This window comes from Microvirga sp. M2 (assembly GCF_047497095.1).
Taxonomy (GTDB): domain Bacteria; phylum Pseudomonadota; class Alphaproteobacteria; order Rhizobiales; family Beijerinckiaceae; genus Microvirga.
Genome location: NZ_CP134063.1, coordinates 4,080,279 through 4,103,806, shown reverse-complemented (window position 1 = coordinate 4,103,806; position 23,528 = coordinate 4,080,279). Strand labels below are relative to the sequence as shown.

The following is a 23,528-nucleotide window of genomic DNA, read 5'->3' as shown; positions in this document are numbered from 1 at the left end:
CGGCTTTCGGGTCCGGCGCGGCGTTGGATCGTTAGCGCATCGTGCAGAAAAGTGGATCCGGTTTTCTGCTCAAACGATGCGCTCCTCTAGAACGGAGCATCGGATCCGATCCCAAAAGTGGATTCCACTTTTGGGTCCGATGCCCTAGGGTGCCTTATGCAGCCGACGGCGTGCTGGCCTCCGCCGACTCGCCGTCTTCCGCCCGATGCGGATGCGTGCGGGAGAGATTGACCGGTGGACGTGTCGCTTGGACCGGCCCGTTCTTGGAAGGCACCGCGACGTTCTGAAGATCGGCTTGGATGCTCTCAAGGAGATCGATCATCCACAGCTCGCTCGTGTCGATCTTGTCCCGCAGCGCGGATTTCGCGATATCGACCTTTGCCGAGATCTCCATCGGGTTACGGGATTGCAGAGTACTGAAATCCTGCTCGACGGTGGCGAGCTCGACCAGCAGCTCGTCGCGGAGCGCCCTCTGCTCCTCGGCGGTGATCAGGGGCGAGTTCAGCATTCCGCGCAGGGCGGCCCAGCGCAGGCCGAGAGCACTCACCGATTGTGTGCTGGTGAGGTCTGCAAGTTTCTGTGTTTCAGCCACGAGATCATCCTCTGAAAATATCGATTCGAACCGTGACAGAAAGCGGGATTGTTGTGGCGTGAATCGGGCAGGTTCACACAAATGCGCACCGCGCGTGAAGTTTTCGGCGTGCAGTTTTCGCGCGCCGTCAGCGAATGAAGAAATAAAGTGTCAGCGCGGCCCCCACGCCAATCACCAGCCAGCGGATCACGCTCGCCGGCAGGCGGCGCCCGAACACGACGCCGAGATACCCGCCGGTCACGGATGCAGCGCCGACGATGAAGGTTTCGGGCCAGCTCACGAGACCTGCTGCTATGAACAGCACGACGGCGACGAGCTGGATCAGGGTGGAGCAGAGATGCTTTGCCGAGTTGATGAGGTGAAAGTCGTCGCCTTCGGTGATCGCAAGCGCCGCCAGCATCACGATGCCCATGCCGGCACCGAAGAATCCGCCATAGACGGCAACGAGCGTCTGGAAGGCGAGACCCGCCGCCCAGGCACGGGAAGAGGGATGTTTGCCTTCACTCTTTCCGATGCGGCGCGCAAGCGCCACGATGCGCGGGCTCGCGGCGAAGAGCACGGTCGCGAACAGCAGAAGCCACGGCACGAGCAGGCGGAACGCCTCGTTGTTCGTGACGGTGAGGATGTAGGCTCCTCCCAGGCCGCCGATCAGGCTCACTGCGCCCAGAGCTGCGAAGCGCCGGATGTTCGCGGCTAGCTCGCGCCGATAGGCCCAGGCGCTCGACAGATTGGCGGGCGTGACCGCCACTGCGCTCGTGGCATTGGCCACGACCGGAGGGAGGCCGGCCGCGACCAGGGCCGAGAATGTGAAGAAGGTGCCGCCGCCCGCGATGGCGTTGACGAGACCTGCCGCAAGGCCCGAAGCCGCAAGAAGAGCCGCAGTGGTAAGTTCCATGGTCCGATCTGTCCGGAGAGGGAAAGGCGGGGCAATGGGACGGGCCCATAGCATGTCGACGCGCCCCGAGCCCATAGGGCGAAGGTCTAGACCAGTTTTTCGGCGAAGTGGATCCGGTTCGCCGTCCAAAAATGCGATCGGGCAAAGAAAAGGGCCGATCCCGCGTCAGTGGAAACAGCTCAAGAGCATCGGACCCAAAAGTGGACTTGCACTTTTGGGATCGAATCCGATGCTCTGTCCGAAATGAGCGCATCGTTCCGGCGAAAAAAACCGGGTCCACTTGTCCGCACGATGCGCCGGGGGGCCGGAGGCGGCGAAAAAGCGCGATTTAAGACTGTAAAACCTGCGGTTTCCTGTGGATCGCAGCTTGAGCGTCCATTGCTCTTCGGCCCGTGAGCGCGGATTTTAGAACACATGTCGAACGTCATTCCCCTCGCCCCGCGCCTGAAGCAGGCCAGATCCGTCCATTCGGAGGCGGAGGAGCGGGCGGCATTGGCCGCAGATCTCATCGACCTGATCGAGCGTGTGCGCGAAATGACCGAGCATGTGGCGGCCCTTCCCGGTCCATCCTTGCGAATTCAGCAAACCGCGCAGCAGCTCCTGGATGCGGGGACCGCTCTGGAGCGAGCCGTCGAAGCCCTGACCGAGAACGGCGAGTGGGTTCCGTTCTAAGACGTCCCCTGAGCCGTTTCCGAAATTTCCTCTTCGCCGTCTCGTCGAAACGCTCGGCCACCCGGAAGGCCCGAGACATCCCGGGCCACGCACTTGAGCATCGGACATGACATCGGACCCACATCCGAGGCCGGCCGCCCTTTGAGGGGCATGTGTCCAGGCGGGGAAGTTCCGGAGCCTGCTGCGCAGCCAGCTTTTTGGCTATGAGCCCTCTTAATCGTTTTGTCGGGATGCTAAGTATTATGAAAGGAATTTTGTTGAAAGTGAAACTTTAGGCGGGAAATACTTGATGTCATTTTTGATAAATATTCGACAGATCACGCCCTGAGAGGTGACACTATTAGTAAGGCGATGAAAGATAGCCATAACCGGAACGGTTGTGTCTATATATTCCTGTGAGAGGATTGAAAGTCTTAACGGAACGACACGCCACACCCCTTGGAAAAAGGGCGCTTTTCCGAGCGGCTACTGAAAAATTGTTAGCGAGCTGGGAAACTCTTAACGGTCCATTAACCATAAGCGTTCGAAATCGGGGGGTATTAAAGGAATTTGAACTCCCGTGACCATCGCCGTTCGCCCCCGTCCCGCTCTTCGCTTTCGTGGCAGGTCCTTCATGGCCCTGGTTCTCGCGCCTGAAGTGCCGCTGAGGGATTGGCTCGAGGACCTCGACGCCGTGTCGGAACGTTCGCCCGGTTTCTTCTCCGGACGTCCGATCATTGCCGATGTGTCGAGCCTGAAGCCTTCCAAGTCCGAGCTGAAGTTTCTCCTGGCTGCGTTCAAGATGCGCAATATCCGCATCGTCGGCCTTGAAGGCGCCGCGCCTGAGAATGTCGAGCCCGACATGCCGCAGCAGATTACGGGCGGCAAGCCTGCGGGCGACATCGATATCCCGGACGCGGCCGATGCTGCCGGCGCCGCAGCGGCCGCCGTCGCTCCGTTCGATTATCAGCCGTCTGCCGAAAAGTCGCTGATGATCGAAGGCTCCGTGCGCTCGGGCCAGTCGATCCTTCATCCGGAGGGCGACGTGACGGTTCTCGGCTCCGTCGCTTCGGGCGCGGAGATCGTGGCGGGCGGTTCCATCCATATCTACGGCGCATTGCGCGGTCGCGCCATCGCCGGCTGCACAGGCAATGCCCGCGCCCGTATCTTCTGCAGAAAGTTCGAGGCCGAGCTGATCGCCGTCGACGGCCTCTACAAGACTGCCGACGATCTCGGCTCGAAATTCCACGGTCAACCCATCCAGGTTCACCTGGATGGCGATTCGATCATCCTGCAAACCCTGGATTGATAGAGAGAAAGAGAGACGACAATGGCCAAAGTCTTGGTCGTAACATCCGGCAAAGGTGGCGTTGGCAAGACAACGTCCTCGGCAGCTCTGGGCGCGGCACTGGCGCATGGCGGCGACAAGGTCGTTGTCATCGACTTCGATGTCGGCCTGCGCAATCTCGATCTCGTCATGGGCGCCGAGCGCCGCGTGGTGTTCGATCTCATCAACGTCGTTCAGGGGGATGCAAAGCTCTCTCAGGCGCTCATCCGCGACAAGCGCCTGGAGAACCTGTCGCTGCTGCCCGCATCGCAGACCCGCGACAAGGACGCTCTGACCGAAGAGGGTGTGGCCCGCGTTCTCAGCGACCTGCGTGAGAAGTTCGACTGGATCATCTGCGATAGCCCGGCCGGAATCGAGCGCGGCGCGACCATGGCCATGCGCCATGCGGATGTGGCCGTCGTGGTGACCAATCCGGAAGTATCCTCGGTGCGCGATTCCGACCGCATCATCGGGCTCCTCGATTCGAAGACCGAGAAGGCGGAGAACGGCGACCGCATCGAGAAGCATCTGCTGCTCACCCGCTACGATCCCGCCCGCGCGGAGCGTGGCGAGATGCTCAAGGTCGACGACGTTCTGGAAATCCTTTCCATCCCGCTCATCGGCATCATCCCCGAGAGCGAAGAGGTTCTGCGTGCATCGAACGTGGGATCGCCGGTGACTCTCAACAATCCCGCCAGCGCACCGGGCCGCGCCTATTTCGACGCCGCGCGCCGGCTGAAGGGCGAGACCGTCGAGCTCACGATCCCGAGCGAGAAAAAAGGTCTGCTCGGCAAATTGTTCGGACGGAGGGCCGCATGAGCCTCATGAGTTTCTTCAACCGCCGCACGTCGGCGCCTGTAGCGCGCGAGCGTCTGCAGATCCTGCTGGCGCACGAACGCGGCATCGTGGGCGGCAAGCCCGATCTCGTCGCGCAACTGCGTGAGGAAATCCTCGCCGTCGTGCGCCGCCACGTGATGGTCGATCACCAGAACGTGCAGGTGAAGATGAACCGCGATGCGGACATCTCTACTCTCGAGATCGAGGTCGAGATCCCGGCGCCGGTCGGTGCGCGCTGATCGATGCCTCGAAGCAGGCCGGCGGCCCTCTGCCGTGCAGAGGGCCGTTTTGCTTATGGCTGCTTGTTCCAGACGCCGATCCCCGCTTCCCGCGCCTTGTCGGCGGCGGCCTTGAGTTCCGGCGTGGCCTCGGTGGTGGGCTGCCCGCCGCCGTTGAACAGAATGACGCGTGACAGGTCTTGCTCGCCGACGCGGCAGCGATAGGTGTCGGCGCCGCCGGTGGGCTCGCAGGTGACTTCGCGTCCCTGAAGGTAATTCGTCAGGTCTTCGGGCTTGCCGGCGCCGGGCGCCCATTCCACGCCGAACAGGCGAACGACTTCGCCTTCAAGCGACAGGGTGGCCGTATCGATCACATCCGGTACGCCGTGCAGGGTCCGTCCCACGGATGACCGGCCCGCGGGAGGCTGCGCCGTCGCGACCTGGGACGCGAGAGCGCCTGTTGCCGAGGGCCCGTCGATGCCGGCCTGCGTGACGGTGTCGGGCCGAAGGAGCAGGAGGGCGCTGCCGAAGCCGAGCAGCAGCAGGACCGCCGCCGCGACACCCAGAGCAAAGCCGGGACGAGGGGCGACGGGCTTGTTCTGAAGATTGTCGAAAAACGCCTGAGCGCGGTTCTTGGAATCCTCGATGGAACCGGCCACTCCCCGCCGAACACGCGCCATTGCGTGGGTGTCGCTCAAGACGCGGGACATTCTGCGGGACATTCTCTTGGACAATGCGTGGAAACGAACCTTCCCCTTGCGCCAATGGGTGAGCGCATGGGTTCCGAGCGATGGCTCCGGCGCGCTTTCAGTCTCCGGCTCATTGGAATCGAGCTTCAGCCAATCCCGTTTCCCGTCCTTCTCGTCGGACGACGATATGGGAGGCATCGGAGACGACGCCGCCTCGCCGACAATCGGCATCGGCGCGGCCGGCGTTCTGAAGAGCACCGGGTGAATCGCGCGCAGTTCGGCCAACAGGTCCTGCAACGTGAACGGAGCCTGCCGGCCGTCCCTTTCGACCATGCGCGGCTGTCCCGCGGCATCGATCACCGTGAGCTTGAGTTCCCCATCGGCGCGTGAGGGGCGCAACGACGATTCGATGATGAGTTCCAGAGCCCGGCGCGCATCGTCGGTGGGGTTGAGCTTTTCGATCTCCGCATGGATGAGTGCGCGCATTTGCTCCCTCATCTGCACGGGATTGCCGATCGGCGTGTCGTCCAGATCTCTGGAAGTCCCGTGATGATAGGCGCCATCACTCATTCGAATTTCCCTCCAAAGCAAGCGTGCGCTTGCGGGTCTGCTTGAGCAGCGTGCTGTGTTCGGCGACGATCACCGGCTTTTCACCGATGAATTCCACGATGAGCTGAAGGGCGCCCGATCCTTCCGAGGTGCGACGCCGCCTCGGGTTGGTGGCGGAATAATCGAACACGGCATGCACCGTGCAGACCGTGCCGACCGGGTTGCATTCGGCCCCGATGGCATCCTGACGGGGGCGGTAATCGCGCTCGGGCCAGCGCCGCGCGAAGCGCTGCTTTTCCTTGAACAGCCGCGCCAGGCTCATGGTGCGCCCGTGGAATAGGACACGCGGCGCATAAAGCTCGGCCGTAGCGTCGAGCGCCACTTCGTTGCGGGCCGACCATGAGGTCAGATACTCGATCGCGAAGTTCTTCGCTGCATCCGCTCTCGAAAGGCGCCGCTCGGTTCGCGGCTGTGACGCCGGTTCGGCTGTTTTCGTCTGCGGCTCGGCCTCTGTCTGTAAGGGAGGCTGAGGGAGAGCCCGGGGCGGCTGTGCAGCCTGGTGCGTTTCCGGACCCGGCGAGGCGGGTGGCGGCTTGGGAGGCTGCGACGGTTGAGCAGGTGACTTGAGTTCAGGCGCGGCCCCATTGGCCGCCGGTGGGTCGACCCATGGCCTTGCCTCTCGGCCGAAAGCCATCGGGTCGCCCGCACATAGCAAGGCGACGATGAAAAGCGTCGTCGTCAGAATCCGCCCCGTTTGCATGAAATCGTCCGAACAGCTTTCTCTGCATGAAAAAAGGTGACCGGGTAAAAGCGGGCTGGACGGTTCGAAGTTCCATCGATCGCCAGGGGGAGAAAGGTCGATCAGATCTCCGCGACAGTGACGGAAGCGACACCCGTCAGGCCGATGGCCTGGGCCGATGCGCGGGAAAGATCGATGACGCGACCATGGGCATAGGGTCCCCGGTCGTTGATGCGCACCACCACGGATTTTCCGGTGCGCTTGTTGACGACCCGCACCCGGGTGCCGAAGGGAAGGGTGCGATGAGCCGCAGTCAAGTCATTGGTATTGAAGGTTTCGCCGCTCGCGGTCCGGCGCCCGTGAAAGCCGGGACCGTACCAGGAGGCACGGCCGCTCTGAACGACCTTTCCGGATGATTTAGCCGGCTTTGCCTGCGCGACTGTCATAGGCGTGGCAGCAAGCGTCGAAAGAAGAATTGCAGCCAGTTTGAGTGTTGCCTTGCGTTGATTCACAATGCATCCCCTTGTTGTTGTTGAAGGGCGCAAAATGAAGGCTAATGGGGCAACAATGAGACCTTCAATGTTGTTGATCGGAAAATCTAGTCAGAAATATTTCTGAATGTGCATTCAGAAAAGCATTGAAGGGCAGTTCATGATCCTGAGAAATAGCCTTGTCGGTCCGATGTAATGCTGGAACGATTTGCCCGCCCGATCCCTTGCCCGATCCCTTGCCTGATCCCTTGCCTGATCCCTTGCCTGATCCCTTGCCCGATCCCTTGGATGGCGGATCCATTCATCGGGAGCATAGTGCCGGTGTGGTCTTTGCACTTCTCATTCCGGGAGGATGAACCTCTAGTGGCGGCATGATCGCCTCCAGGCTCGCAGCGCACGCGTGCGAGCCTCTTTTTTTGAGCCCTCCATGCCCGTTGTTTCCAAGTCCGCCGCGAGCGAGACTTCGTTCAGGATCGCCGACCAGCCCATTCATGTGCAGGCTCACTCTCCGGTCCGGGGCATTCTGCTTCTCGTGGCGTCGACCGTCTTCTTCGCCTTCTGCGACGTCATCACCAAGTCCCTGGCCGCCACATTGCCCGCAGTCGAGATCGCCTGGATCCGCTATACCACCTTCTCCTGCATCGTCGTTCCAATGATCCTGCTCACGGGCGACAGGACATTGTTTCGCTCGAAGCGTCCCGGCCTTCAGGTGCTGAGGAGCTTGGGCGTGATCGGGTCGACCTTGTTCTTCGCGCAGGGATTGCGCTTTCTGCCGGTCGCCGAATCGACCGCGATCTATTTCATCTCGCCGATCCTGATCATGGCGATGTCGATCCTGTTCCTGGGCGAGACGGTCGGCTGGCGGCGCTGGCTTGCAGCCCTTGTCGGTCTCAGCGGTGTTCTGGTCGTCATTCGCCCCGGCACCGATGCTTTCCAGGCCACAGCGCTCCTGCCCTTGCTCGGCGCGACGAGCTGGGCCGCCGGGGCCGTGGTGACGCGCAAGATGAGCGGCAGCGATCAGCCGTTGACGACCCTTGCCTACACGGCCGTTCTGGGCTGCCTTGGCCTGAGCGCCCTGCTTCCCTTCAACTGGGTCGCTCCGACGGGAAGGGAAATCGGGCTGGGAATCCTCATGGGATTGTTCTTCTCGATCGGCCAGTGGCTCGTCGTGTTTGCTTATCGTCACGGCAATGCATCCGTGATCGCACCATTTTCCTATGTTCAGCTCATCTGGGCGGGGGTGCTCGGCTATCTGGCTTTCAGCGCCTTTCCGGATAGCTGGACTATTGCAGGCGCCTGCATCATCGCGGCGAGCGGCCTCTATACGGCCTATCGGGAGCGCGTCCGCCTGCTGCAGGCGCGGGGAGGAGCCTGAGCGGTCAGGCTCCCGAGTGCACGACCCGCAGCCGCGGGCGGGCGGCGCGGCCGTAGAAGGTGAGCTCGACCCAATCCTCGACGGTCCCGCCCTCGATCAGGCGGTAGCCGAACTGCTCGGCCACGGCACGGACCTGGCCCAGATTGGCCTTCGAGATGCGCCGGCTGAATTCGGAGACTTCCTGGCTCATGAGGGCAGCCAGCATGCCGACCTCGACGCCTTGATCGAAATCGGCGCTGCGTGCTGGAAAACGGAGGCGCAGCCCTTCGGCAAGGTGGATGTGATGCATGTTATTCTGTTCGTTTCGCGACACTTCGGAAGGGTTATCGCGCACAACATCCTACTTCTTGTTTAAAGCCATCCGAATTCCAACGTCCTGGGCGCCTAGGGCAGGGGTCGCCTGGATCCGAATGGCCCTTACGGCATTTATTCTCTCGCAGGCGTTGCAGTCGACGGTGTGAAATGGCGAGGGACGTGAGATGAAGCTTCAACTCGTAGGGATCGCGCTCATGGCGGGTCTTCTGGCCCAGGAGGCCCAGGCGGCCGACATGGCGCAGGTTGCCGTAACCAGAACCGCTCGCGTGACCCGCATCGCGCCGGCGTTTCCGGAGCGCGCCATCGCCCGCCTGGCCGATCAGGGGCTTGGCTATTCCGTGTTGCACGAGGCTGTCGGCGTGCCGCAGCGGGGCTATCGCGTGCATGTGACCTGCACCATCACCGAGACCTTCGGGCAGACCTACTGCCCGACCCCCGCTTACATATCCTATTGCCCGAGCGCTCGCATCGTCTGCCGCTAGCGCCTCGTGCGGACCCGGCGGGTCCGATCAAGCGACGCGCTCCTTCAGGAGGGAGCATCGGACTCAGCCCCGAAAGTGAAACCCACTTTCGGGTCCGATGCCCTGGCGCGGATCGAATGCCGGCTCACGCGTGACGTGTGAGTGCATGGTTTTGCATCGTTCGGGACAGGCTTTTCCACGTGCCGTCTGGCTTTAACCGTGGCGAGGATGGGCCCGAAACAGATTACTTTTGTCGGAAGCCTTGTAATCGCCTGATTGTGACACTAGATAGTCCCCATCGACATTTGGCCGGACAATCGGGCCGTAACGCCTTGGCATGCCGGGCGCACGTTCAGACACTCTCCCAAACATCGACGAACCGAACGAGCGGTCGTGCTTTTGCGCGCCTGTCGTTCACGTGCACTGACGCATATAACCCAAGGAATACACCCATGATTACGGGCACCGTTAAGTTCTACAACGATCAAAAGGGCTTCGGCTTCATCCAGCCGGACAACGGCGACAAGGACGTGTTCGTCCACGCGACCGCTCTCGAGCGGGCCGGCATCCGCGGTCTCCGCGAAGGCCAGAAGGTCTCTTTCGACACCGCCGAGGACCGCCGCTCCGGCAAGGTCGCCGTCAACAACATTCAGACGGCCTAAATCTGCGCCTCTTCATCGGGCGGCGTGCACGTCACGCCGCCTGTCAAAGCCGCCCTTCGGGAGCGGCTTTTTTGTTTCGACAGAAGGAATGTCTCCATGGCGAAGGAAGAACTGATCACATTCGAGGGTGAGGTCGTCGAAATCCTGCCGGATTCCCGCTTCCGCGTGAAGCTGGAGAACGGTCATGAGATCGTCGCCTATACGGCCGGCAAGATGAAGAAGAACCGCATCAAGACCTTGGCTGGCGACCGTGTCACCGTCGAGATGTCGCCCTACGATCTTGATAAGGGCCGGCTCATCTTCCGCCACAAGGACAGCGGAGCGGGCGGTCCCCGTCCGGCGGCGCGTCGTCCGCAGTTCCGCCGCCGGTAAACCGCGCCGGATGAGGATCTTGGTCCGAGGGTCTTGATCCGAGGGTTTTGGCTCAGAGAAGGGGTTGGCCCAGAGAAGGGGAAAGATGTCTGAAAAGACTTGGACGTTCGAGGCTGGCGACAGGGTGCCGGAATGGCTCATGCGCCAGACCAACTGCGTGCTGCGATTCGGGCGGGACGCTGTCGTCGTGGAAAGCAACAGCGAGTTCCAGATCTACCCGGCCAGCGCCATGGGGGATGACGACACGATGGTACTGGCCGAAATCATCGATCAGCAGATCGATGCGGAGGTCGAGCATACTCTGCCGATCCGGGCCCATACGATGCCCCGGTCCATGTCTCTCAACTGAGTCTCTCAACTGATCGCGATACAGGAGGCTTTCGTGAGCCACAAATACGCCCTGGGGCAACTGGTCCACTCTGCCGGGACGCGTTTCGCGGATCGGACGGACGGCATTTACGAGGTCATCCGTCTCATGCCGGAAAGCAGCAACGGCGAGCTGGGCTATCGGATCCGGCACACCATGAGCGGAACCCAACGGGCCGTCGGGGAATCCGAGATCCGGCCCGTTGCCGCGCAGCCCGGCAGGCCCTCGGCCGATTGAATCCGATGCTCCTTCCTGAAGGAGCGCATCGTTTGAGCGGACCCGAAGGGCCGCGCGATGCGCCAGGGCCGCGGTTTTGGGCGTTCGAGGTTTCCCTTTCGGGCTCAGGCGTAATAAGAACACGGCTCGTTGAGCTTGGACCGAGCAGCTTTGCAAGACATGATATCGACCGGCGTCTATGGAACGCCCCCGGCGGAACTGATTGAAGCGCCTGCGGACAGCATTCAGTTCTCCCCCCTTATTCCCGGCTCCGAAAAGCTGGAGGACCAGACAGAGGGGTCCTTGAGGGAGATGGTGCTGCTTGCCCCTCCCGGCACCGTTGAGCGTCGCTGCACCGTCGCCCTGGCGCTGCAGGCGCTCGCTCCCGGAGGCATTCTCACGGCCCTCGCGCCCAAGGACAAGGGCGGCTCGCGGCTCGCCAAGGAGCTGAAGAGCTTCGGCTGCGAGATCAGGGAAACCTCCCGCCGTCACTACCGCATCTGCTCCGCGACAAGGCCCATCCATCCCGCCGGAATCCGCGAAGCCGTTGCCGAGGGCGCGCCACGCTTCCTCGATGAACTGGGGGGGTGGACGCAGCCGGGCGTGTTCAGCTGGAATCGTCTGGACCCCGGGAGCGCCCTTCTCCAGCGAAGTCTGCCAGCACTGAGCGGCCGGGGGGCCGATTTCGGGTGCGGAGTCGGAATCCTGTCCCGGACGATTCTCCTCTCGCCCAAGGTGACCCATCTGGTGATGCTGGATATCGATCGCCGGGCGACCGAGATGGCGGCGCGCAATATCGAGGACACGCGCGCCGAGATCCGCTGGGCCGATGTGCGCGCGGAGGGGCGTCTTGGCGGCCTCGATTTCGTCGTGATGAACCCGCCCTTCCACGACGGCGGCGCCGAGGATCAGAGCCTCGGTCAGGCTTTCATTCGCAGGGCGGCCGAGGCGCTTCGCCCCGGCGGCGTGCTCTGGCTCGTCGCCAATCGTCACCTGCCCTACGAGGGGGTGCTGAAATCACTGTTCAAGCGCGTGGCGCCTCACCTCGAGGCGGACGGCTACAAGATCTACGAGGCCCAGAGATGAGCAAGACGCCCACGCTCCGTCTCGACCGTCTGCTCGCCAATTTGGGCTACGGCTCGCGCCGCGAGGTGCAGCTGCTCGTCCATTCCGGCCTCGTCACGCTCGATGGGCGCATCGTCGACGATGCCGACGAGCGCGTTGCCGTCACGCCCGATCTCTCCGGGCGCATGGTCGTTCGCGGCAAGCCCCTCGATCCGCCGCCGGGTCTGGCCCTGATGCTGCACAAGCCGCTCGGGGTCACCTGCTCCCATAAAGAGGCCGGGCCACTGGTCTATGGGCTCCTGCCGGAGCGCTGGCGCCGCCGCGATCCGGCGATCTCCACCATCGGTCGCCTCGACAAGGAGACCTCCGGGCTCCTGCTCATGACCGATGACGGGAGCCTGCTGCACCGGATCATCTCCCCCCGTATGCATGTTCCGAAGCGGTACTACGTGACGCTTGCCCGCCCCCTGGAGGGCAACGAGGCCGAGATCTTCGCCTCCGGCACCCTCATGCTGGAGGGGGAGGACAAGCCGCTCCAGCCGGCGACTTTGGAGGCGCTGTCCGAACAAAGCGCCCATCTCACGGTTACCGAAGGACGCTATCATCAGGTCCGCCGGATGTTCGCTGCACTGGGCAATCACGTGACGGCCCTGCATCGTGACAGGATTGGGGATCTGGATCTGCCCGCCGATCTGGAGCCCGGGCAATACAGGCTCCTGACCGAGGCCGATCTGCGCCTGATCCTGCCGCCCGCCAAGGGTGCATGAAAGGAGGGCATGAACGATATTCGCCCTCCAGGTTGCCCGGGGGGAACCGATCCGTTAGGTCTAGAACAGGCCGAGTGCCTCACATCCCTTAGCCCAGCTGGATAAAGCATTGGCTCAGCCCCGCATTTTCCGTTTCATCGCGCAGGCCATGCTGGGGCTGCTGCTCCTGGCATGGCTTCCTGCCGTCGGGAATGAGCCGGAGAGCCCGTTTCTGCCCCAGATCGAGGAGACGCTGTCCGTCTCTGCCCCTTCCGATGATGGCGAGCGGGACCGGGAGACGGCTCGGGCTCGATGGAGCGACGGGGGCGCGCCGCTTCTCCTCACCGCCTGCCGCTTGATGGCTGGCGGCGACGGACGAGGCTTTACCCAGGAGGCACCGGATCCGCTTCTGACGCTCGATCTTCTCGAAGCCTGGCGCGCGACGGGACCACCGGCGACTCACGTCTGAAACCACCCGGACGTGCAGTGTTCAACTGCCGCCGGCCGCCCGCATTGCGTCTCCGGGAAGGAGCGCAGCCGTCTCTCCTTCGAACAGCATCGAACCGCCGGTTTCAGACACGACGACCGGTCTGCACGACTCCATGGGATCGTCGGTTCCTCGCTCTTCGAGCGCTCAGCAAGTGTTCGCTATGGAAGCCTTTCTCCCTCAAGTTCTCAAAGTCCTCGGCATTATCTGGATCAACATCATCCTCTCAGGCGACAATGCCGTGGTGATCGCGCTGGCGTGTCGCGGCCTTCCGCAGGATAAGCGCCGTCTCGGAATGATCCTCGGATCCGCCGTCGCGGTCGGCCTGCGGATCGTCTTCACGGTGATCGTCGCGGCCCTCCTGTCGACACCGTTCCTCAAGATCATCGGCGGCCTGCTGCTCCTCTGGATCGCCGTGAAGCTGCTCGGCGGCGAGGACGACGAAGGCTCGGTGAAACAGACGGATCGTCTGCTCCACGCCGTCTGGACGATTGCGGTCGCCGATGCCGTCATGAGCCTCGACAATGTCCTGGCCATCGCGGCCGTGGCCCAGGACTCGACGTTCCTGTTGATCCTTGGACTGGCGATCTCGATCCCCCTGATCGTGGCCGGAGCAGCCCTCATCATGATGCTGCTGGACCGCCTGCCCTTCCTGGTCTGGGCCGGAGCGGCCCTCCTGGGCTGGGTCGCGGGCGAGATGCTGATTTCCGATCCATGGCTCGTCGGCCAGCTTGGGGAGAGTTTCAGCCACAAGGCCGAAATCCCGACGGCGATCATCGGAGCGCTCCTCGTGCTGGCCGTAGGCTACCTCGTGCGCCAGCGGGCGGCGAGCGAGGCGTAGCGCTCGCGCCGGCCACCGCTCCGGCCCATGACCCAAGGCGAGGAGGTTGCCTAAGACAACCTCCTCGTCAGAGGTTGTCTTAGGCGCTCTAATCGGGTAGGGAAGAGATCAGGCCCATCGCCGCAAAGCACCCGTAGCTCAGCTGGATAGAGCGTTGCCCTCCGAAGGCAAAGGTCACACGTTCGAATCGTGTCGGGTGCGCCAATCTTAAGTCCTTGAGGGACTTAGGTTTGGCTCCAAAGGGTCCCTTCAGAAGCCGCCAGAAACACCCGTCTGTCACAGCATTTGTCACAACGCTGAGGCAGAGACACTTATGGCGACCTTCAGAAAGCGCGGCTCCTCTTGGCAGGTCCAAGTCGGGCGCGAAGGGCATCCTCCACTATCCAAGACGTTGACACTCTACAATATGCTCGCCCTTGCCGGATCTGGTTCCGCCTCTCTAGCAGGCCGCGTTCGTCCGGATGATCCGATCGCGTCGCTCACGACCCTGCGACTTGACCCCGCTGCCTGGCTGGCCGATGTATCCCCGCGTCTCCCTACCTAGTCTTGGAAGAGTTATGACCCAACTGGATTTGCAGAATCAGAATTTCATCAGCATTGCCGCAGATATTGTCTCATCCTACGTCGCGAACAATTCAGTTCAAAGAGCCGACTTGCCGAGCATCATCGCATCCGTCCACGCCGCTCTTCAAGGCTTGTCCGGTCCTCAACAGGAAGAGACCGAGAAGCCGCAGCCAGCCATTCCGGTTCGCAAGTCTATTACCCCGGACTTCCTGATCAGCCTTGAGGACGGAAAGAAGTACAAGTCGCTCAAACGCCATCTCGGGAAGCTGGGGCTCACCCCTGATGGGTATCGCGCAAAGTGGGGGCTTCCGATCGACTACCCGATGGTAGCCCCCAGCTATGCTGCCAAGCGCTCGGAGCTCGCCAAGAAAATGGGCCTTGGACAGCAGAGGAAGAAGGCCGCTGCAAAAGCGGCAGCTGTATCGGATGAGATTGTCACGGCTCCATCCGAGGCCGCCAAGCCGAAGCGCCGCGCACCAGCCAAGAAGAAGACGAGCTAGAAGACGAGCTAGTGGGCTCTTAGGGCGGGAGGCAGAGTGCCTTAAGCAACAGCGATTGCCTTCGCGTACGCGGCTGGGTGGCGATCGGAGCAAAATGGCGAGGAGGCGGTACATCCGCGCGCTCCTCGCCCGCCTTTCGGCTGTCGTGATCTTCGGCTCTCTAGGGTTAATAAGCCGTTAATCTACCAGCAGAAGGCGGCGGTGACCTGATACTTGGTTTTGCAGATCGCGCTGACGCCCGGCCGGAGAGCAGGGGATGGGTTGAAGCGGCATGAATCGGCACTTGTCACGTCAGCAGGCTTTCCAGAGCTGAAGCCTTTCGTCCGGCAGACACGAGCCGCAGCTTCCCCGCAATCTGCCCTGCCATTCCGGGAAACGCCGCACTGTTCCGATGCAGAAACGATCCGCGCTGTCGGCGGCAGCTTGCCTGCAATGTCCTGAACCGCTGTCACTCCCGCCTTCAGGTGCGAGCTGATAGTAATCGTAACATTGTCCGCCATGTTCTCGGCTGTGGGAGTCTCAGAGCCAATGCAGCCCGCCAACCCGGAGAGGCAGAAGGAAATGAGCGCCGTACATTCAAGGCGACTGCCTTTCATCATCTTCCTCAGTGTTCGGAGCATCGGAAGCTAAACGAGCCATTGAGCTATTCCATGACAATTGATTGGCACAAGACAAGCACGTGAGCTGAGAGCCTGTAAAACTGTCCCAATAAGATCCCCGCCTTCTTTCGTTCATCTATGGCCGAAACTCCTGCGGCGTTTGCAGAAGGTGCCGGGTGAACATCTCCGCCACCGGAGAACGGCCCCTCCGGGTCGCCAGCGCTCGGATCTGCTCCACGCTGTCCGGCGCAACGAATAGATCGGCCAGGAGCTCGTGCGGCGGCCGCAGCAGGCCCGTTCCGCAGCGTCCGGGACCTGCGTCACCGCAGAGAGTCCGGCCGTCTTTGCTCCCGCCAGAGCCGTAGCGGGTAGAGGCAGCTCCCCATCCCGGCCCGTTGCCGAAGCCGTGCCGGCAGACTGCCTCTCAAAACGGCTATTCCGCTTCGTCCTTTCTCGACCGGGATACTCCTTTCGCCCATAGGGCGATGGGGCCCGGGCTCGAAGGCCGAAAGAGCCCGGGAGGTAGTTCTTTGGTTCTCCTGAGAGGGGGCGCCAATCAGGCGGCTCGCGGTTTAAACTCCTGACCAAGGAGTATAAACATGCGTGCCGTTACTGTCGTTGCGATGATCATCGCCGTCCTCTTCCCCGAAGGGGCCTTCGCGCAGGATCGGTTCCCACTTCCCGCATACGATGCTCTAACCTGTCAGAGGGCATCAGTATCCCACTATCGGGTGATCGGTTGAAGGCTGTCCGGCGAGAGCTTGCGGTGCTTCGCCATGTCGTTGAGGTGGCACGGACTGAATGGGGCATACCCATCCGCACTAATCCCGTTCATCAGATTAAGCTTCCGACCGCCTTCAAGCCAAGAGAACGGCGTCTCGAAGAAGGGGCTGACACACGCCTCTCTGATGAAATCAGCTCTAATTCAGCGTGGTACCTTCGCCCCGTTATTGCCCCGGATCACTCCGTGGGGGCGGATCAAGGCGCTTTGAGGCTGCGACGGGTCGCTCTCACCAGGGCGCGGTATGACGTCATGGTTGAGCTAAGGGCTGCGTTTCGAAGGTCACTTGCTTGTCCTGTGGCCACTTGAGGAGATATCCAAAGCGAACCTCTTTCTGCTCGCCTGGGGCATATTCTCCACTCCATGCCATGACGCCTCTTTTGTCCTGCACTTGAGACTCTGTCGGCGGTGTGCTCTCCCGCAGCATTTCGACGACGAGATTCTGATTTTCTGAGAAGGGCACACGATCCATAATTGTGATGCGCATTGGATACGCATGAAGATTCTTGACCGTTGTCCGAAACTCACTCACATCCGACTGGGTTTTTCCCAACCAGGAAGCTTCGCTCTTGTTACGGCGCAGAGGAACTCTGGTCACCTTCACCCGATCATCTGTTCCAAAGCCCAGATTCACAGTCTCGCCCGTTGCAACAAGCTTCACATGGGAGCGTCCGATATAGGCGCCATCTCGCTGAAGCGAAACCTCACCCGGAATGATGACAGCTTCATCCTCATTGGTGAATGAAGCCTCCAGATAAGCGGCAGTATCTAGAACAGGTGTCGTTTTCACGAGCAGGCTCGGTGCGATGCTGCGCTGGCTCAAGACGAAGCTTTTGGCAGCTCCGTCCTGTGAAACCGTGACGCGCCCTGGCACTTGGAACGATGCCTGGAATGCGCCGATGTCTGCAACGGCTTTCTGTTCTTCTGCGCGTTGTTCTTTTCTCTCAGGCTCCGGCTCAGCCGCGTTATCAAACAATGCTGGACTTTCTTCCTCTAGTGTTCTCCTGAACCCAGCGTTTTTAGGTGCGGGGGGTACTACACGTCCGGCAGGAGCGCGTTGCCTTATGTCCGCTTCAGGCTCTACAAACGATGCTTTGAGCGGAGGCAGGTCGGGCGCAGCCGTCCCTCGGTTAACACGGACCGTTGAAACGGAAAGCTGTACATTCTCCCAATTCTCTCCGGTTCTCTGAGAGACGTGAGCGCGGCGGGTCAGTACCAGATTGGGCTGTCCATCCTGTGGCCCGGTCTTGAGATCGGCATCATAAAGTGCTGACCAGCTTGCGCCTGAGACGCGATAGCTGACACGAAGCCTTCCTGTCATTCGTGTCGATGACTCAAGGGCGATCACAACATCACGCTTGGGTGCGCCGGGGCGGATTGCCTCTGCTTGAGCCTGCTCCAGTGCGTTGATTTGTTTTTCTATGTCCACTGCGTTGGACCGTAGGGTTCTTAGATCCTCGTTTGCTTGAGCAAGCCCATCGCCGATCATTTTCCAGGCATTCGGCCATTGAGCAATATCCAAGGGTTTTGCATCACTCGATAGCTTTTCCGGGCTTGCTTGGGCATATCGCTCGATTGCAGCCTTCTTGCCTTCCCCGGCAGCGATGCGTCCTTGCAGGCTGTCCAGCTCATCCTGAAGGGTCTTCAGCCTGCTCTCAAGTTCAGCGTTGACGCTAGGCATTGCATCGCCTGGTGTGGCGCGCACATCGACTGTCCCAATCGTGAAGGCAGAGCCGCCTTCTCCTTCAATGCGCAGAGATGCAGGATCCATGGAGGACGGCAAACCGCGAAGAACCATGGTTGAGGATCCACCTTGGAGCTCGATGGGCATGATACGGGTGACGACGGCCGCATCCGGAAAGACCACGACGCTTTCAATGCGAGAGGTCAGTTCAACCTGCGCAACAGCGAAACTTGGGATAGCGATCAAGATGCTTGCGAAAAATGAGCGCATAACTAATCCTTGTGATGATGGCATACGACCGGGATGGTTCAATGGAAGGAGCCTTTGGATCTACGTTTTTCGCGCTGGAGCATCGGACGCGGGCATCGGACGCGGGGAGGGGAATCCACTTTTGGGATTCCCTTCGATGCTCCCTTGTTGGAATGAGCGCATCGTTCTTGCGAAAATCCGGGTCCGCTTTTCGCTAGCGCGGCCCGCTGGGTCCGCACGATGCGCTAGGAACGCGAGTGCGAGCCAAAATGTCCAATCGCGTCCAATCCTGCGCCACATGAAGATTCGGATCACCTGCTTTAGGAGGTTTTCCGAGTAGGCGACGGTGAAGGGACACTCAGGCATCGACTTTCCAGTCCATATGCGCAGGATGGATACCGTACCCTTCCTCCAAGAGAGGTTCTTCCGTGGAGACAAGCGGCTTGAGCGTCTGCTTCACTTCAGCCTTTGAGGATCTTGAGGGAAAGCCGGGAATTTTCGCGAGAGATCCGGCCCGTGTGTAGCGCACGTCGACAAGGAATTCGTAAACCTCGGCAAACCAGACTTTCATGCCGATCCACAAATAGGATCTCAGGACCTTGCGGTAGCGTGCATCGGGACCGGCCACCATTCGCCACCAGGCGCGTGGGCGAAGATGGAAGAGTGCTTCGGTGGCTTTGACGGCCAGGAACAGCATCCATGGGCTCAAGCCCGACGTTGCGACGACTTGATTTCGATACGTCCAATAGTGCTGATCCGTCTGGATGATCTGCTCGGATCGTGTGTCTCGCCCATCTTTCGTCCAATGATGAGGCGTGATGTAGACCGCGTTCAGGATATCCGGATCCAACGCAAGGATCCGTCTGAAAGTTCGCCGGAGGGTCTTGAGCGTATCCTGCTCAAGACCGTAGATGATGTTCATCAACCCGACGATGCCGTGCTGACGCAGAAGGCGTGCCGCCTCGCAGCTTATGGCGAAGGGATTGTTCTTCCGCACTCGATCCACGGTCTCGTCTTCAAGGGACTCGACCCCCATGATGATGTTATCGACCCCCGCACGCTTGTAGAGAGGCAGCAGGTCTGCATCCCGCACGACATCCGCGGCCGTCATGTTGAGGTTCAGCGAGAGACCTAAGTTACGGGAGGCAATACATTCCAGGGCCTTTCGGGTGACCTCACGATCCGCTGCGAAGTTCTCATCCGCCAGCCATACGATCCGAACGCCGTATTGCTTGGCCAAGATTTCCAATTGATCGGCAAGGAACTCCGGGGAGCGGTGCCGCCACTTTTTCCAGAACGACCATTGCCCGCAATAGGTGCAAGTCAAGGTGCAGCCCCGGCTGAACTGCATCCCTGCGGCCCGACCGAAGCCGAAGAGTTTGTAATGCGACCAATCCACCAGTTCCCAGCCGGGTCTATAGGCGTCCAGGTTTGCGATGGGAGATCGGCGTGGGTTGGCGACAACGTTTGAATCCTGCCGCCACGTGATACCATCGACCGCATTAAGCGCCATGAGGTTCTTCTCAAGCGTCGCCACAAGGTCGAGAACGGTGGCTTCTCCCTCGCCGTGAACGATCACATCGACCCACGGATTCTCCGCCAGAACGGTTTGGGCCGTGTAGCTGGGATAGACCCCTCCATAGACGAGCACCGCCTCTGGAAAAGCCTCCTTCAGAGTCCTTGCCATCTTCATGGCGATGGGATGAGCTGCCGTCGGACTGCTGTGGCCGATCATGATGCAGCCGGGCGGCTCGGATCTGAGATGATCGACGAGCCGATCATCGTCCCACCCGAGGGCATCATTGTCGATAAGCCGAACCCTGTGTCCTGCGTCGATCAAGGGACCGCCAATCAGCACGAGTCCCAAAGGAAGCTGGTATCCAAGGCCGTACTGGTTGGCGATGAAGCGCCTTGCAGGTGTGAGGAGCACGATGTCCATGGCGATCTCTCACGCGGAAGAACATATATTATATCGTAGCAATTCTAATGGGAACAGGGATCTGTTGAGAGATTTCCGTTCACCATCTCGCATCGACCAAGAGCAGTTCTCAAAAAGATACGGCTCTTACGTAAGGCAAGAGTTCGATGGCTTCACGAGAAGGGCTGAGCCCTCTCATGAAAGACGGTGCGGACCGCATCGGCACATGCATCCTCGATCGATCCGAAACCCCTGTGCAATATGGCGATCACCCGGGAAAGATCGCTATCCTTGCCAAGCCTCATGAGAAAGCGGGCGTTTCCGGCCTTTGCCACAAGCAATCCTGGCCCGTTGCCGAAGCCGTGCCGGCAGACTGCCTCTCAAAACGGCTATTCGGCCTCGTCCTTTCTCGACCGGGATACTCCTTTCGCCCATAGGGCGATGGGTGCCCGGGCTCGAAGGCCGAAAGAGCCCGGGAGGTAGTTCTTTGGTTCTCCTGAGAGGGGGCGCCAATCAGGCGGCTCGCGGTTTAAACTCCTGACCAGGGAGTATAAACATGCGTGCCATTACTGTCGTTGCGATGATCATCGCCGTGCTCTTCCCCGAAGGGGCCTTCGCGCAGGTTCGGAAGTCCCCGACGGGCGAGCAGGCGGCCCGGCGGGATGCCTGCTACGAGGAGACGAGGCTGATCCACCGGACCCGCAGCATGTCCCGGGAGCCCTATCGGGCCATGATCAAGGAGGCGCGCAAGCTGCATATGCAGACCTGCATGGCCCGCGCGACCTCTCCTCGTCCCATCGCCGCGACGGAGGTTTCCGAGAGGAGGACCCCGTCCACCATTGCCGGCTGGTCCGCCAATCCTTGAGGGCCATCGTGCAAGGTTATCCCAAGGCCTTGCTGAGCCAGGTTGCCAAGAATTTCGATACTGTATTACGATCATTCCGGTTTCTTCGGCGGCCCGTCCCCGCATCATCGAGGTGGGAAGACCAAGGGGGGCTCATGACTTCATCCGGGCAACGTCGCACCAGCCCTCGGACCAGAACCCTCCTCGAGGGCTGCATCGTCTACAATGGCGGCCTCTCCCGCATGGACTGCACCATCAGGGATCTGTCCTCGACGGGCGCGCGCCTCGTGTTTGCTCAGCCGGTCAGGATCCCGGCGGAGTTCGAGCTGCAGATCCCGAGAAGGAGGATTGCCCGGCGGGCCCAGATCATCTGGTATGACGGGCGAACCCACGGGATCATGTTCCTGGACAGGGGAGACGAGGCGACCGAAGGCACGCCTGCTCATGGAGAGGACGGCAGCAAATTCCCGCCTCTCGGCCAGGATACGCCGGGCGTATCGGCCATTCTGGAGGAAGCCCGCCGGCGGATCGCGGAGCTTCTCGACATTCCCGCAGATGCGATCGCCCTGAAGGTCGAAGTCACGCGCTGAAGAGCCGGCACGGTCTTCCGGACCAACCGGTCTCGCCCGCTCTTCAGCGCGGCCGACGGCTCCCGAAATCCGAGCCCGGTTGAGGCCCGGCTGCGCGCGCCGATCCCACCTGCGTGGAATCGGCATGATTCTTGCGCGGGGCCGCGCTTTCGACGGCGGACCGGATCCACTTCACCGAAACAGGCTCTACGCCACCATCCATTCGTGATCGGGATCGTTGTGGAATTTCCAGATCCGCCTGGGGCCCGCCATCACGTTCAGGTAATAGAGCTCGTAGCCATGCGGCGCGCCCACGGGATGATAGCCTTTGGGCACCAGAACCACGTCGCCGTCGCTCGCCGCCAGCGTTTCGTCGAGCGAGCGGTCGTCCGTATAGACGCGCTGCAGCGCGAAGCCGGTCGGCGGATTGAGGCGATGGTAGTAGGTCTCCTCCAGCAGCGATTCGTGCGGCAGCATATCCCGGTCGTGCTTGTGGGGCGGATAGCTCGACCAGTGTCCGGACGGCGTGATCACCTCCACCACCAGCAGGCTTTCGGCAGGCTCGGTTTCGGGCAGGATGTTGCGCACGTGGCGCGTGTTGGTTCCCTTGCCGCGCGTCTCCTGTCCGACCTGGTCGGGACGGATCACGCGCGCCGGCAATCGGCCCTCGCCCGGCGCGGTGCAGACCGCGATTTCGCAATCCGTCTCGGCCTTGAGCGACCATTCGGAACGGGCGGGCGCATAGAGCGACCACGGATCCGGCTCGAACGGCGAGGAGCGCCCGCCGATCACGCCGAAATCCTGGCCTGCCGCTCCGACATGCGCCTTGCCCGCGAGCATGACGATGCAGGCTTCCCGGTCCCCCGTCGGCTCTTTGAGGCTCTGCCCGCGTTTGAGCCGGTAGACCTCGAACCCCACATAGGTCCAGCCGGCGGAGGCCGGAGTGATGGAGTGAACGCGCCCGTTCGCATCGGGCTTCGACGGCTTGACGAGAAGCTTTGACATCGCGAGCCTTCCTTATCGCAGGCCGGCTTCCTTGAGGAAGCGGGTGAGATTGGCATAACCCATCTTGGCATAGGTGAGCGGATGGGCCTTCTTCGGGTCCTGCTCGGCTTCGATCACGACCCAGCCGCTATAGCCCGGCAGCTCCTTGAACACGGAAACGAAATCCACCATGCCGTCGCCAGGCACCGTGTAAACGCCCTCGATGACGGAATCGAGGAAGCTCCAGCCCTCGGCCCGGGACTTTTCCATCACGGCCTTGCGGACGTCCTTCGTGTGCACGTGGCTGATGCGGCTGCGATAGCGGCGCGCCAGCGCCGCCGGGTCGGCGCCGCCCCAGGTGGCGTGGCCCGTATCGAGCAGCAGGTGGACGGCCTCGCCCGTGGAGCGCATGAAGGCGTCGATATCGGGTTCCGATTCCACGATGGTGCCCATGTGATGGTGATAGACCACGCGCACGCCTTCCTGCAGCGTCCGCTCCGCCACCTGCGTGATGCGGCGGCCGAACTCGGCCCAGTCGCCTTCCTGCATGACGGGACGCTGCGAGAGGGGCTTAGAGCGGTCGCCGTGAATGGCGTTCGACGTCTCGGCGAAGACGAGCACGTTCGAGCCCATGCTCTTGAGAAGATCGAGATGCGGACGCAGCGCCTTCATCTCCGCATCGGCGTCGCGCCTGAGGAGCTCGGCGGAATACCAGCCGGATACGCAGGCGAGGCCGAAGGGCGCGAGCGCCTTTTTGAGCGCTTCCGGCTCGCGCGGAAATTTATTGCCGAGCTCCATGCCCTCGAAGCCGGCCTCCCTGGCTTCGGCCAGGCACACCTCCAACGGAGTCTCGCCGCCGAGTTCGAGCATATCGTCGTTGGACCAGCCGATGGGGTTCGCCCCGATCCGGATCGTCATCTGTCGTCATCCTTCTTTTTTGA

General features: G+C 61.5%; 27 protein-coding genes, 1 tRNA gene and 1 pseudogene. 18 read left to right on the top strand and 11 right to left on the bottom strand.

Features of this window, described 5'->3' with window-relative positions; translation table 11 throughout:
* Positions 1–154 precede the first annotated feature (154 nt).
* Together RE429_RS19465 and RE429_RS19460 are read right to left on the bottom strand one after the other, a co-directional pair.
* Positions 155–592 (bottom strand): hypothetical protein, encoded by a 438-nt coding sequence (locus RE429_RS19465; protein ID WP_414472309.1) that lies wholly within the window; start codon positions 590–592, stop codon positions 155–157.
* Positions 593–719: 127 nt separating this feature from the next.
* The gene (locus tag RE429_RS19460; RefSeq protein ID WP_414472308.1) at positions 720–1,487 is read right to left on the bottom strand and encodes a sulfite exporter TauE/SafE family protein; all 768 of its coding nucleotides are present in this window, start codon (positions 1,485–1,487) and stop codon (positions 720–722) included.
* Positions 1,488–1,901: 414 nt separating this feature from the next.
* On the opposite strand from RE429_RS19460, the gene RE429_RS19455 reads away from it, so the two are divergent.
* From RE429_RS19455 to minE, 4 genes are all read left to right on the top strand, one after another.
* Positions 1,902–2,159 carry a hypothetical protein gene (locus RE429_RS19455; protein WP_414472307.1) on the top strand — a complete coding sequence of 86 codons (258 nt, stop codon included), beginning with the start codon at positions 1,902–1,904 and terminating at the stop codon, positions 2,157–2,159.
* 559 nt (positions 2,160–2,718) lie between these two features.
* Positions 2,719–3,447: a septum site-determining protein MinC gene (minC, locus tag RE429_RS19450; protein WP_414472306.1), complete on the top strand. Its 729-nt coding sequence runs from the start codon at positions 2,719–2,721 to the stop codon at positions 3,445–3,447.
* A 21-nt stretch (positions 3,448–3,468) separates the two neighbouring features.
* Entirely contained in the window at positions 3,469–4,284 is an 816-nt protein-coding gene (minD, locus tag RE429_RS19445; RefSeq protein ID WP_370438998.1) for a septum site-determining protein MinD, read from the top strand.
* Positions 4,281–4,541, top strand: coding sequence for a cell division topological specificity factor MinE (gene minE / locus RE429_RS19440; RefSeq protein WP_414472305.1), 261 nt, complete (start codon positions 4,281–4,283; stop codon positions 4,539–4,541). Before minD ends, minE begins: the two co-directional genes overlap by 4 nt.
* Before the next feature lie 53 nt (positions 4,542–4,594).
* Here minE and RE429_RS19435 read toward each other — a convergent pair whose 3' ends face one another.
* From RE429_RS19435 to RE429_RS19425, 3 genes are all read right to left on the bottom strand, one after another.
* Complete coding sequence (locus RE429_RS19435; protein ID WP_414472304.1) at positions 4,595–5,779, bottom strand: thermonuclease family protein; 1,185 nt, start codon at positions 5,777–5,779, stop codon at positions 4,595–4,597.
* On the bottom strand, positions 5,772–6,518 hold the full coding sequence (locus tag RE429_RS19430; protein ID WP_414472303.1) for a hypothetical protein: 747 nt from the start codon (positions 6,516–6,518) through the stop codon (positions 5,772–5,774). Before RE429_RS19430 ends, RE429_RS19435 begins: the two co-directional genes overlap by 8 nt.
* A 101-nt stretch (positions 6,519–6,619) precedes the next feature.
* On the bottom strand, positions 6,620–6,943 hold the full coding sequence (locus RE429_RS19425) for a septal ring lytic transglycosylase RlpA family protein (RefSeq protein ID WP_414474259.1): 324 nt from the start codon (positions 6,941–6,943) through the stop codon (positions 6,620–6,622).
* A 472-nt stretch (positions 6,944–7,415) separates the two neighbouring features.
* Here RE429_RS19425 and RE429_RS19420 point away from each other — a divergent pair, with 472 nt between their 5' ends.
* Positions 7,416–8,363, top strand: coding sequence for a DMT family transporter (locus tag RE429_RS19420; protein ID WP_414472302.1), 948 nt, complete (start codon positions 7,416–7,418; stop codon positions 8,361–8,363).
* Positions 8,364–8,367: 4 nt separating this feature from the next.
* On the opposite strand, the gene RE429_RS19415 is transcribed toward RE429_RS19420, so the two are convergent.
* A complete protein-coding gene (locus tag RE429_RS19415) occupies positions 8,368–8,652 on the bottom strand; it encodes a hypothetical protein (protein WP_414472301.1) in 285 nt (94 codons plus the stop codon).
* 190 nt (positions 8,653–8,842) lie between these two features.
* Here RE429_RS19415 and RE429_RS19410 point away from each other — a divergent pair, with 190 nt between their 5' ends.
* The 11 genes from RE429_RS19410 (at position 8,843) to RE429_RS19360 (ending at position 14,959) form a co-directional block, all read left to right on the top strand.
* Positions 8,843–9,160 carry a hypothetical protein gene (locus RE429_RS19410; protein ID WP_414472300.1) on the top strand — a complete coding sequence of 106 codons (318 nt, stop codon included), beginning with the start codon at positions 8,843–8,845 and terminating at the stop codon, positions 9,158–9,160.
* A gap of 431 nt (positions 9,161–9,591) precedes the next feature.
* The gene (locus tag RE429_RS19405) at positions 9,592–9,801 is read left to right on the top strand and encodes a cold-shock protein (protein ID WP_116528134.1); all 210 of its coding nucleotides are present in this window, start codon (positions 9,592–9,594) and stop codon (positions 9,799–9,801) included.
* Positions 9,802–9,897: 96 nt separating this feature from the next.
* Positions 9,898–10,173, top strand: coding sequence for a translation initiation factor IF-1 (gene infA / locus RE429_RS19400; RefSeq protein ID WP_414472299.1), 276 nt, complete (start codon positions 9,898–9,900; stop codon positions 10,171–10,173).
* A gap of 85 nt (positions 10,174–10,258) precedes the next feature.
* Positions 10,259–10,522 carry a hypothetical protein gene (locus RE429_RS19395; RefSeq protein WP_414472298.1) on the top strand — a complete coding sequence of 88 codons (264 nt, stop codon included), beginning with the start codon at positions 10,259–10,261 and terminating at the stop codon, positions 10,520–10,522.
* A 33-nt stretch (positions 10,523–10,555) separates the two neighbouring features.
* A complete protein-coding gene (locus tag RE429_RS19390) occupies positions 10,556–10,777 on the top strand; it encodes a hypothetical protein (RefSeq protein ID WP_414472297.1) in 222 nt (73 codons plus the stop codon).
* Positions 10,778–10,936: 159 nt separating this feature from the next.
* The gene (locus RE429_RS19385; protein WP_414472296.1) at positions 10,937–11,842 is read left to right on the top strand and encodes a class I SAM-dependent methyltransferase; all 906 of its coding nucleotides are present in this window, start codon (positions 10,937–10,939) and stop codon (positions 11,840–11,842) included.
* Positions 11,839–12,588, top strand: a complete 750-nt coding sequence (locus tag RE429_RS19380; RefSeq protein ID WP_414472295.1) for a pseudouridine synthase — start codon at positions 11,839–11,841, stop codon at positions 12,586–12,588. The genes RE429_RS19385 and RE429_RS19380 overlap by 4 nt, the downstream gene beginning before the upstream one ends.
* Positions 12,589–12,697: 109 nt before the next feature.
* Positions 12,698–13,036: a hypothetical protein gene (locus RE429_RS19375; RefSeq protein WP_414472294.1), complete on the top strand. Its 339-nt coding sequence runs from the start codon at positions 12,698–12,700 to the stop codon at positions 13,034–13,036.
* Positions 13,037–13,217: 181 nt separating this feature from the next.
* On the top strand, positions 13,218–13,895 hold the full coding sequence (locus tag RE429_RS19370) for a TerC family protein (RefSeq protein ID WP_414472293.1): 678 nt from the start codon (positions 13,218–13,220) through the stop codon (positions 13,893–13,895).
* 127 nt (positions 13,896–14,022) lie between these two features.
* Positions 14,023–14,099 (top strand) — tRNA-Arg (locus RE429_RS19365).
* A gap of 353 nt (positions 14,100–14,452) precedes the next feature.
* On the top strand, positions 14,453–14,959 hold the full coding sequence (locus RE429_RS19360) for a MucR family transcriptional regulator (protein ID WP_414472292.1): 507 nt from the start codon (positions 14,453–14,455) through the stop codon (positions 14,957–14,959).
* A gap of 1,630 nt (positions 14,960–16,589) precedes the next feature.
* On the opposite strand, the gene RE429_RS19355 is transcribed toward RE429_RS19360, so the two are convergent.
* The 3 genes and pseudogenes from RE429_RS19355 to RE429_RS19345 all read right to left on the bottom strand — a co-directional run.
* The gene (locus tag RE429_RS19355) at positions 16,590–18,293 is read right to left on the bottom strand and encodes a mucoidy inhibitor MuiA family protein (RefSeq protein WP_414472291.1); all 1,704 of its coding nucleotides are present in this window, start codon (positions 18,291–18,293) and stop codon (positions 16,590–16,592) included.
* A 337-nt stretch (positions 18,294–18,630) separates the two neighbouring features.
* On the bottom strand, positions 18,631–19,851 hold the full coding sequence (locus RE429_RS19350) for a radical SAM protein (RefSeq protein ID WP_414474258.1): 1,221 nt from the start codon (positions 19,849–19,851) through the stop codon (positions 18,631–18,633).
* Between the two features lie 18 nt (positions 19,852–19,869).
* Positions 19,870–20,211 (bottom strand): annotated as a pseudogene (locus RE429_RS19345) (cobalamin-dependent protein); the annotation flags it as partial.
* Positions 20,212–20,746: 535 nt separating this feature from the next.
* Here RE429_RS19345 and RE429_RS19340 point away from each other — a divergent pair.
* Together RE429_RS19340 and RE429_RS19335 are read left to right on the top strand one after the other, a co-directional pair.
* Positions 20,747–21,055: a hypothetical protein gene (locus RE429_RS19340; protein ID WP_414472290.1), complete on the top strand. Its 309-nt coding sequence runs from the start codon at positions 20,747–20,749 to the stop codon at positions 21,053–21,055.
* Positions 21,056–21,189: 134 nt separating this feature from the next.
* A complete protein-coding gene (locus RE429_RS19335) occupies positions 21,190–21,624 on the top strand; it encodes a PilZ domain-containing protein (RefSeq protein WP_414472289.1) in 435 nt (144 codons plus the stop codon).
* 186 nt (positions 21,625–21,810) lie between these two features.
* On the opposite strand, the gene iolB is transcribed toward RE429_RS19335, so the two are convergent.
* Both iolB and iolE read right to left on the bottom strand, forming a co-directional pair.
* Positions 21,811–22,608 carry a 5-deoxy-glucuronate isomerase gene (gene iolB / locus RE429_RS19330; protein ID WP_414472288.1) on the bottom strand — a complete coding sequence of 266 codons (798 nt, stop codon included), beginning with the start codon at positions 22,606–22,608 and terminating at the stop codon, positions 21,811–21,813.
* 12 nt (positions 22,609–22,620) lie between these two features.
* Positions 22,621–23,505 (bottom strand): myo-inosose-2 dehydratase, encoded by an 885-nt coding sequence (gene iolE / locus RE429_RS19325; RefSeq protein WP_414472287.1) that lies wholly within the window; start codon positions 23,503–23,505, stop codon positions 22,621–22,623.
* Positions 23,506–23,528 lie beyond the last annotated feature (23 nt).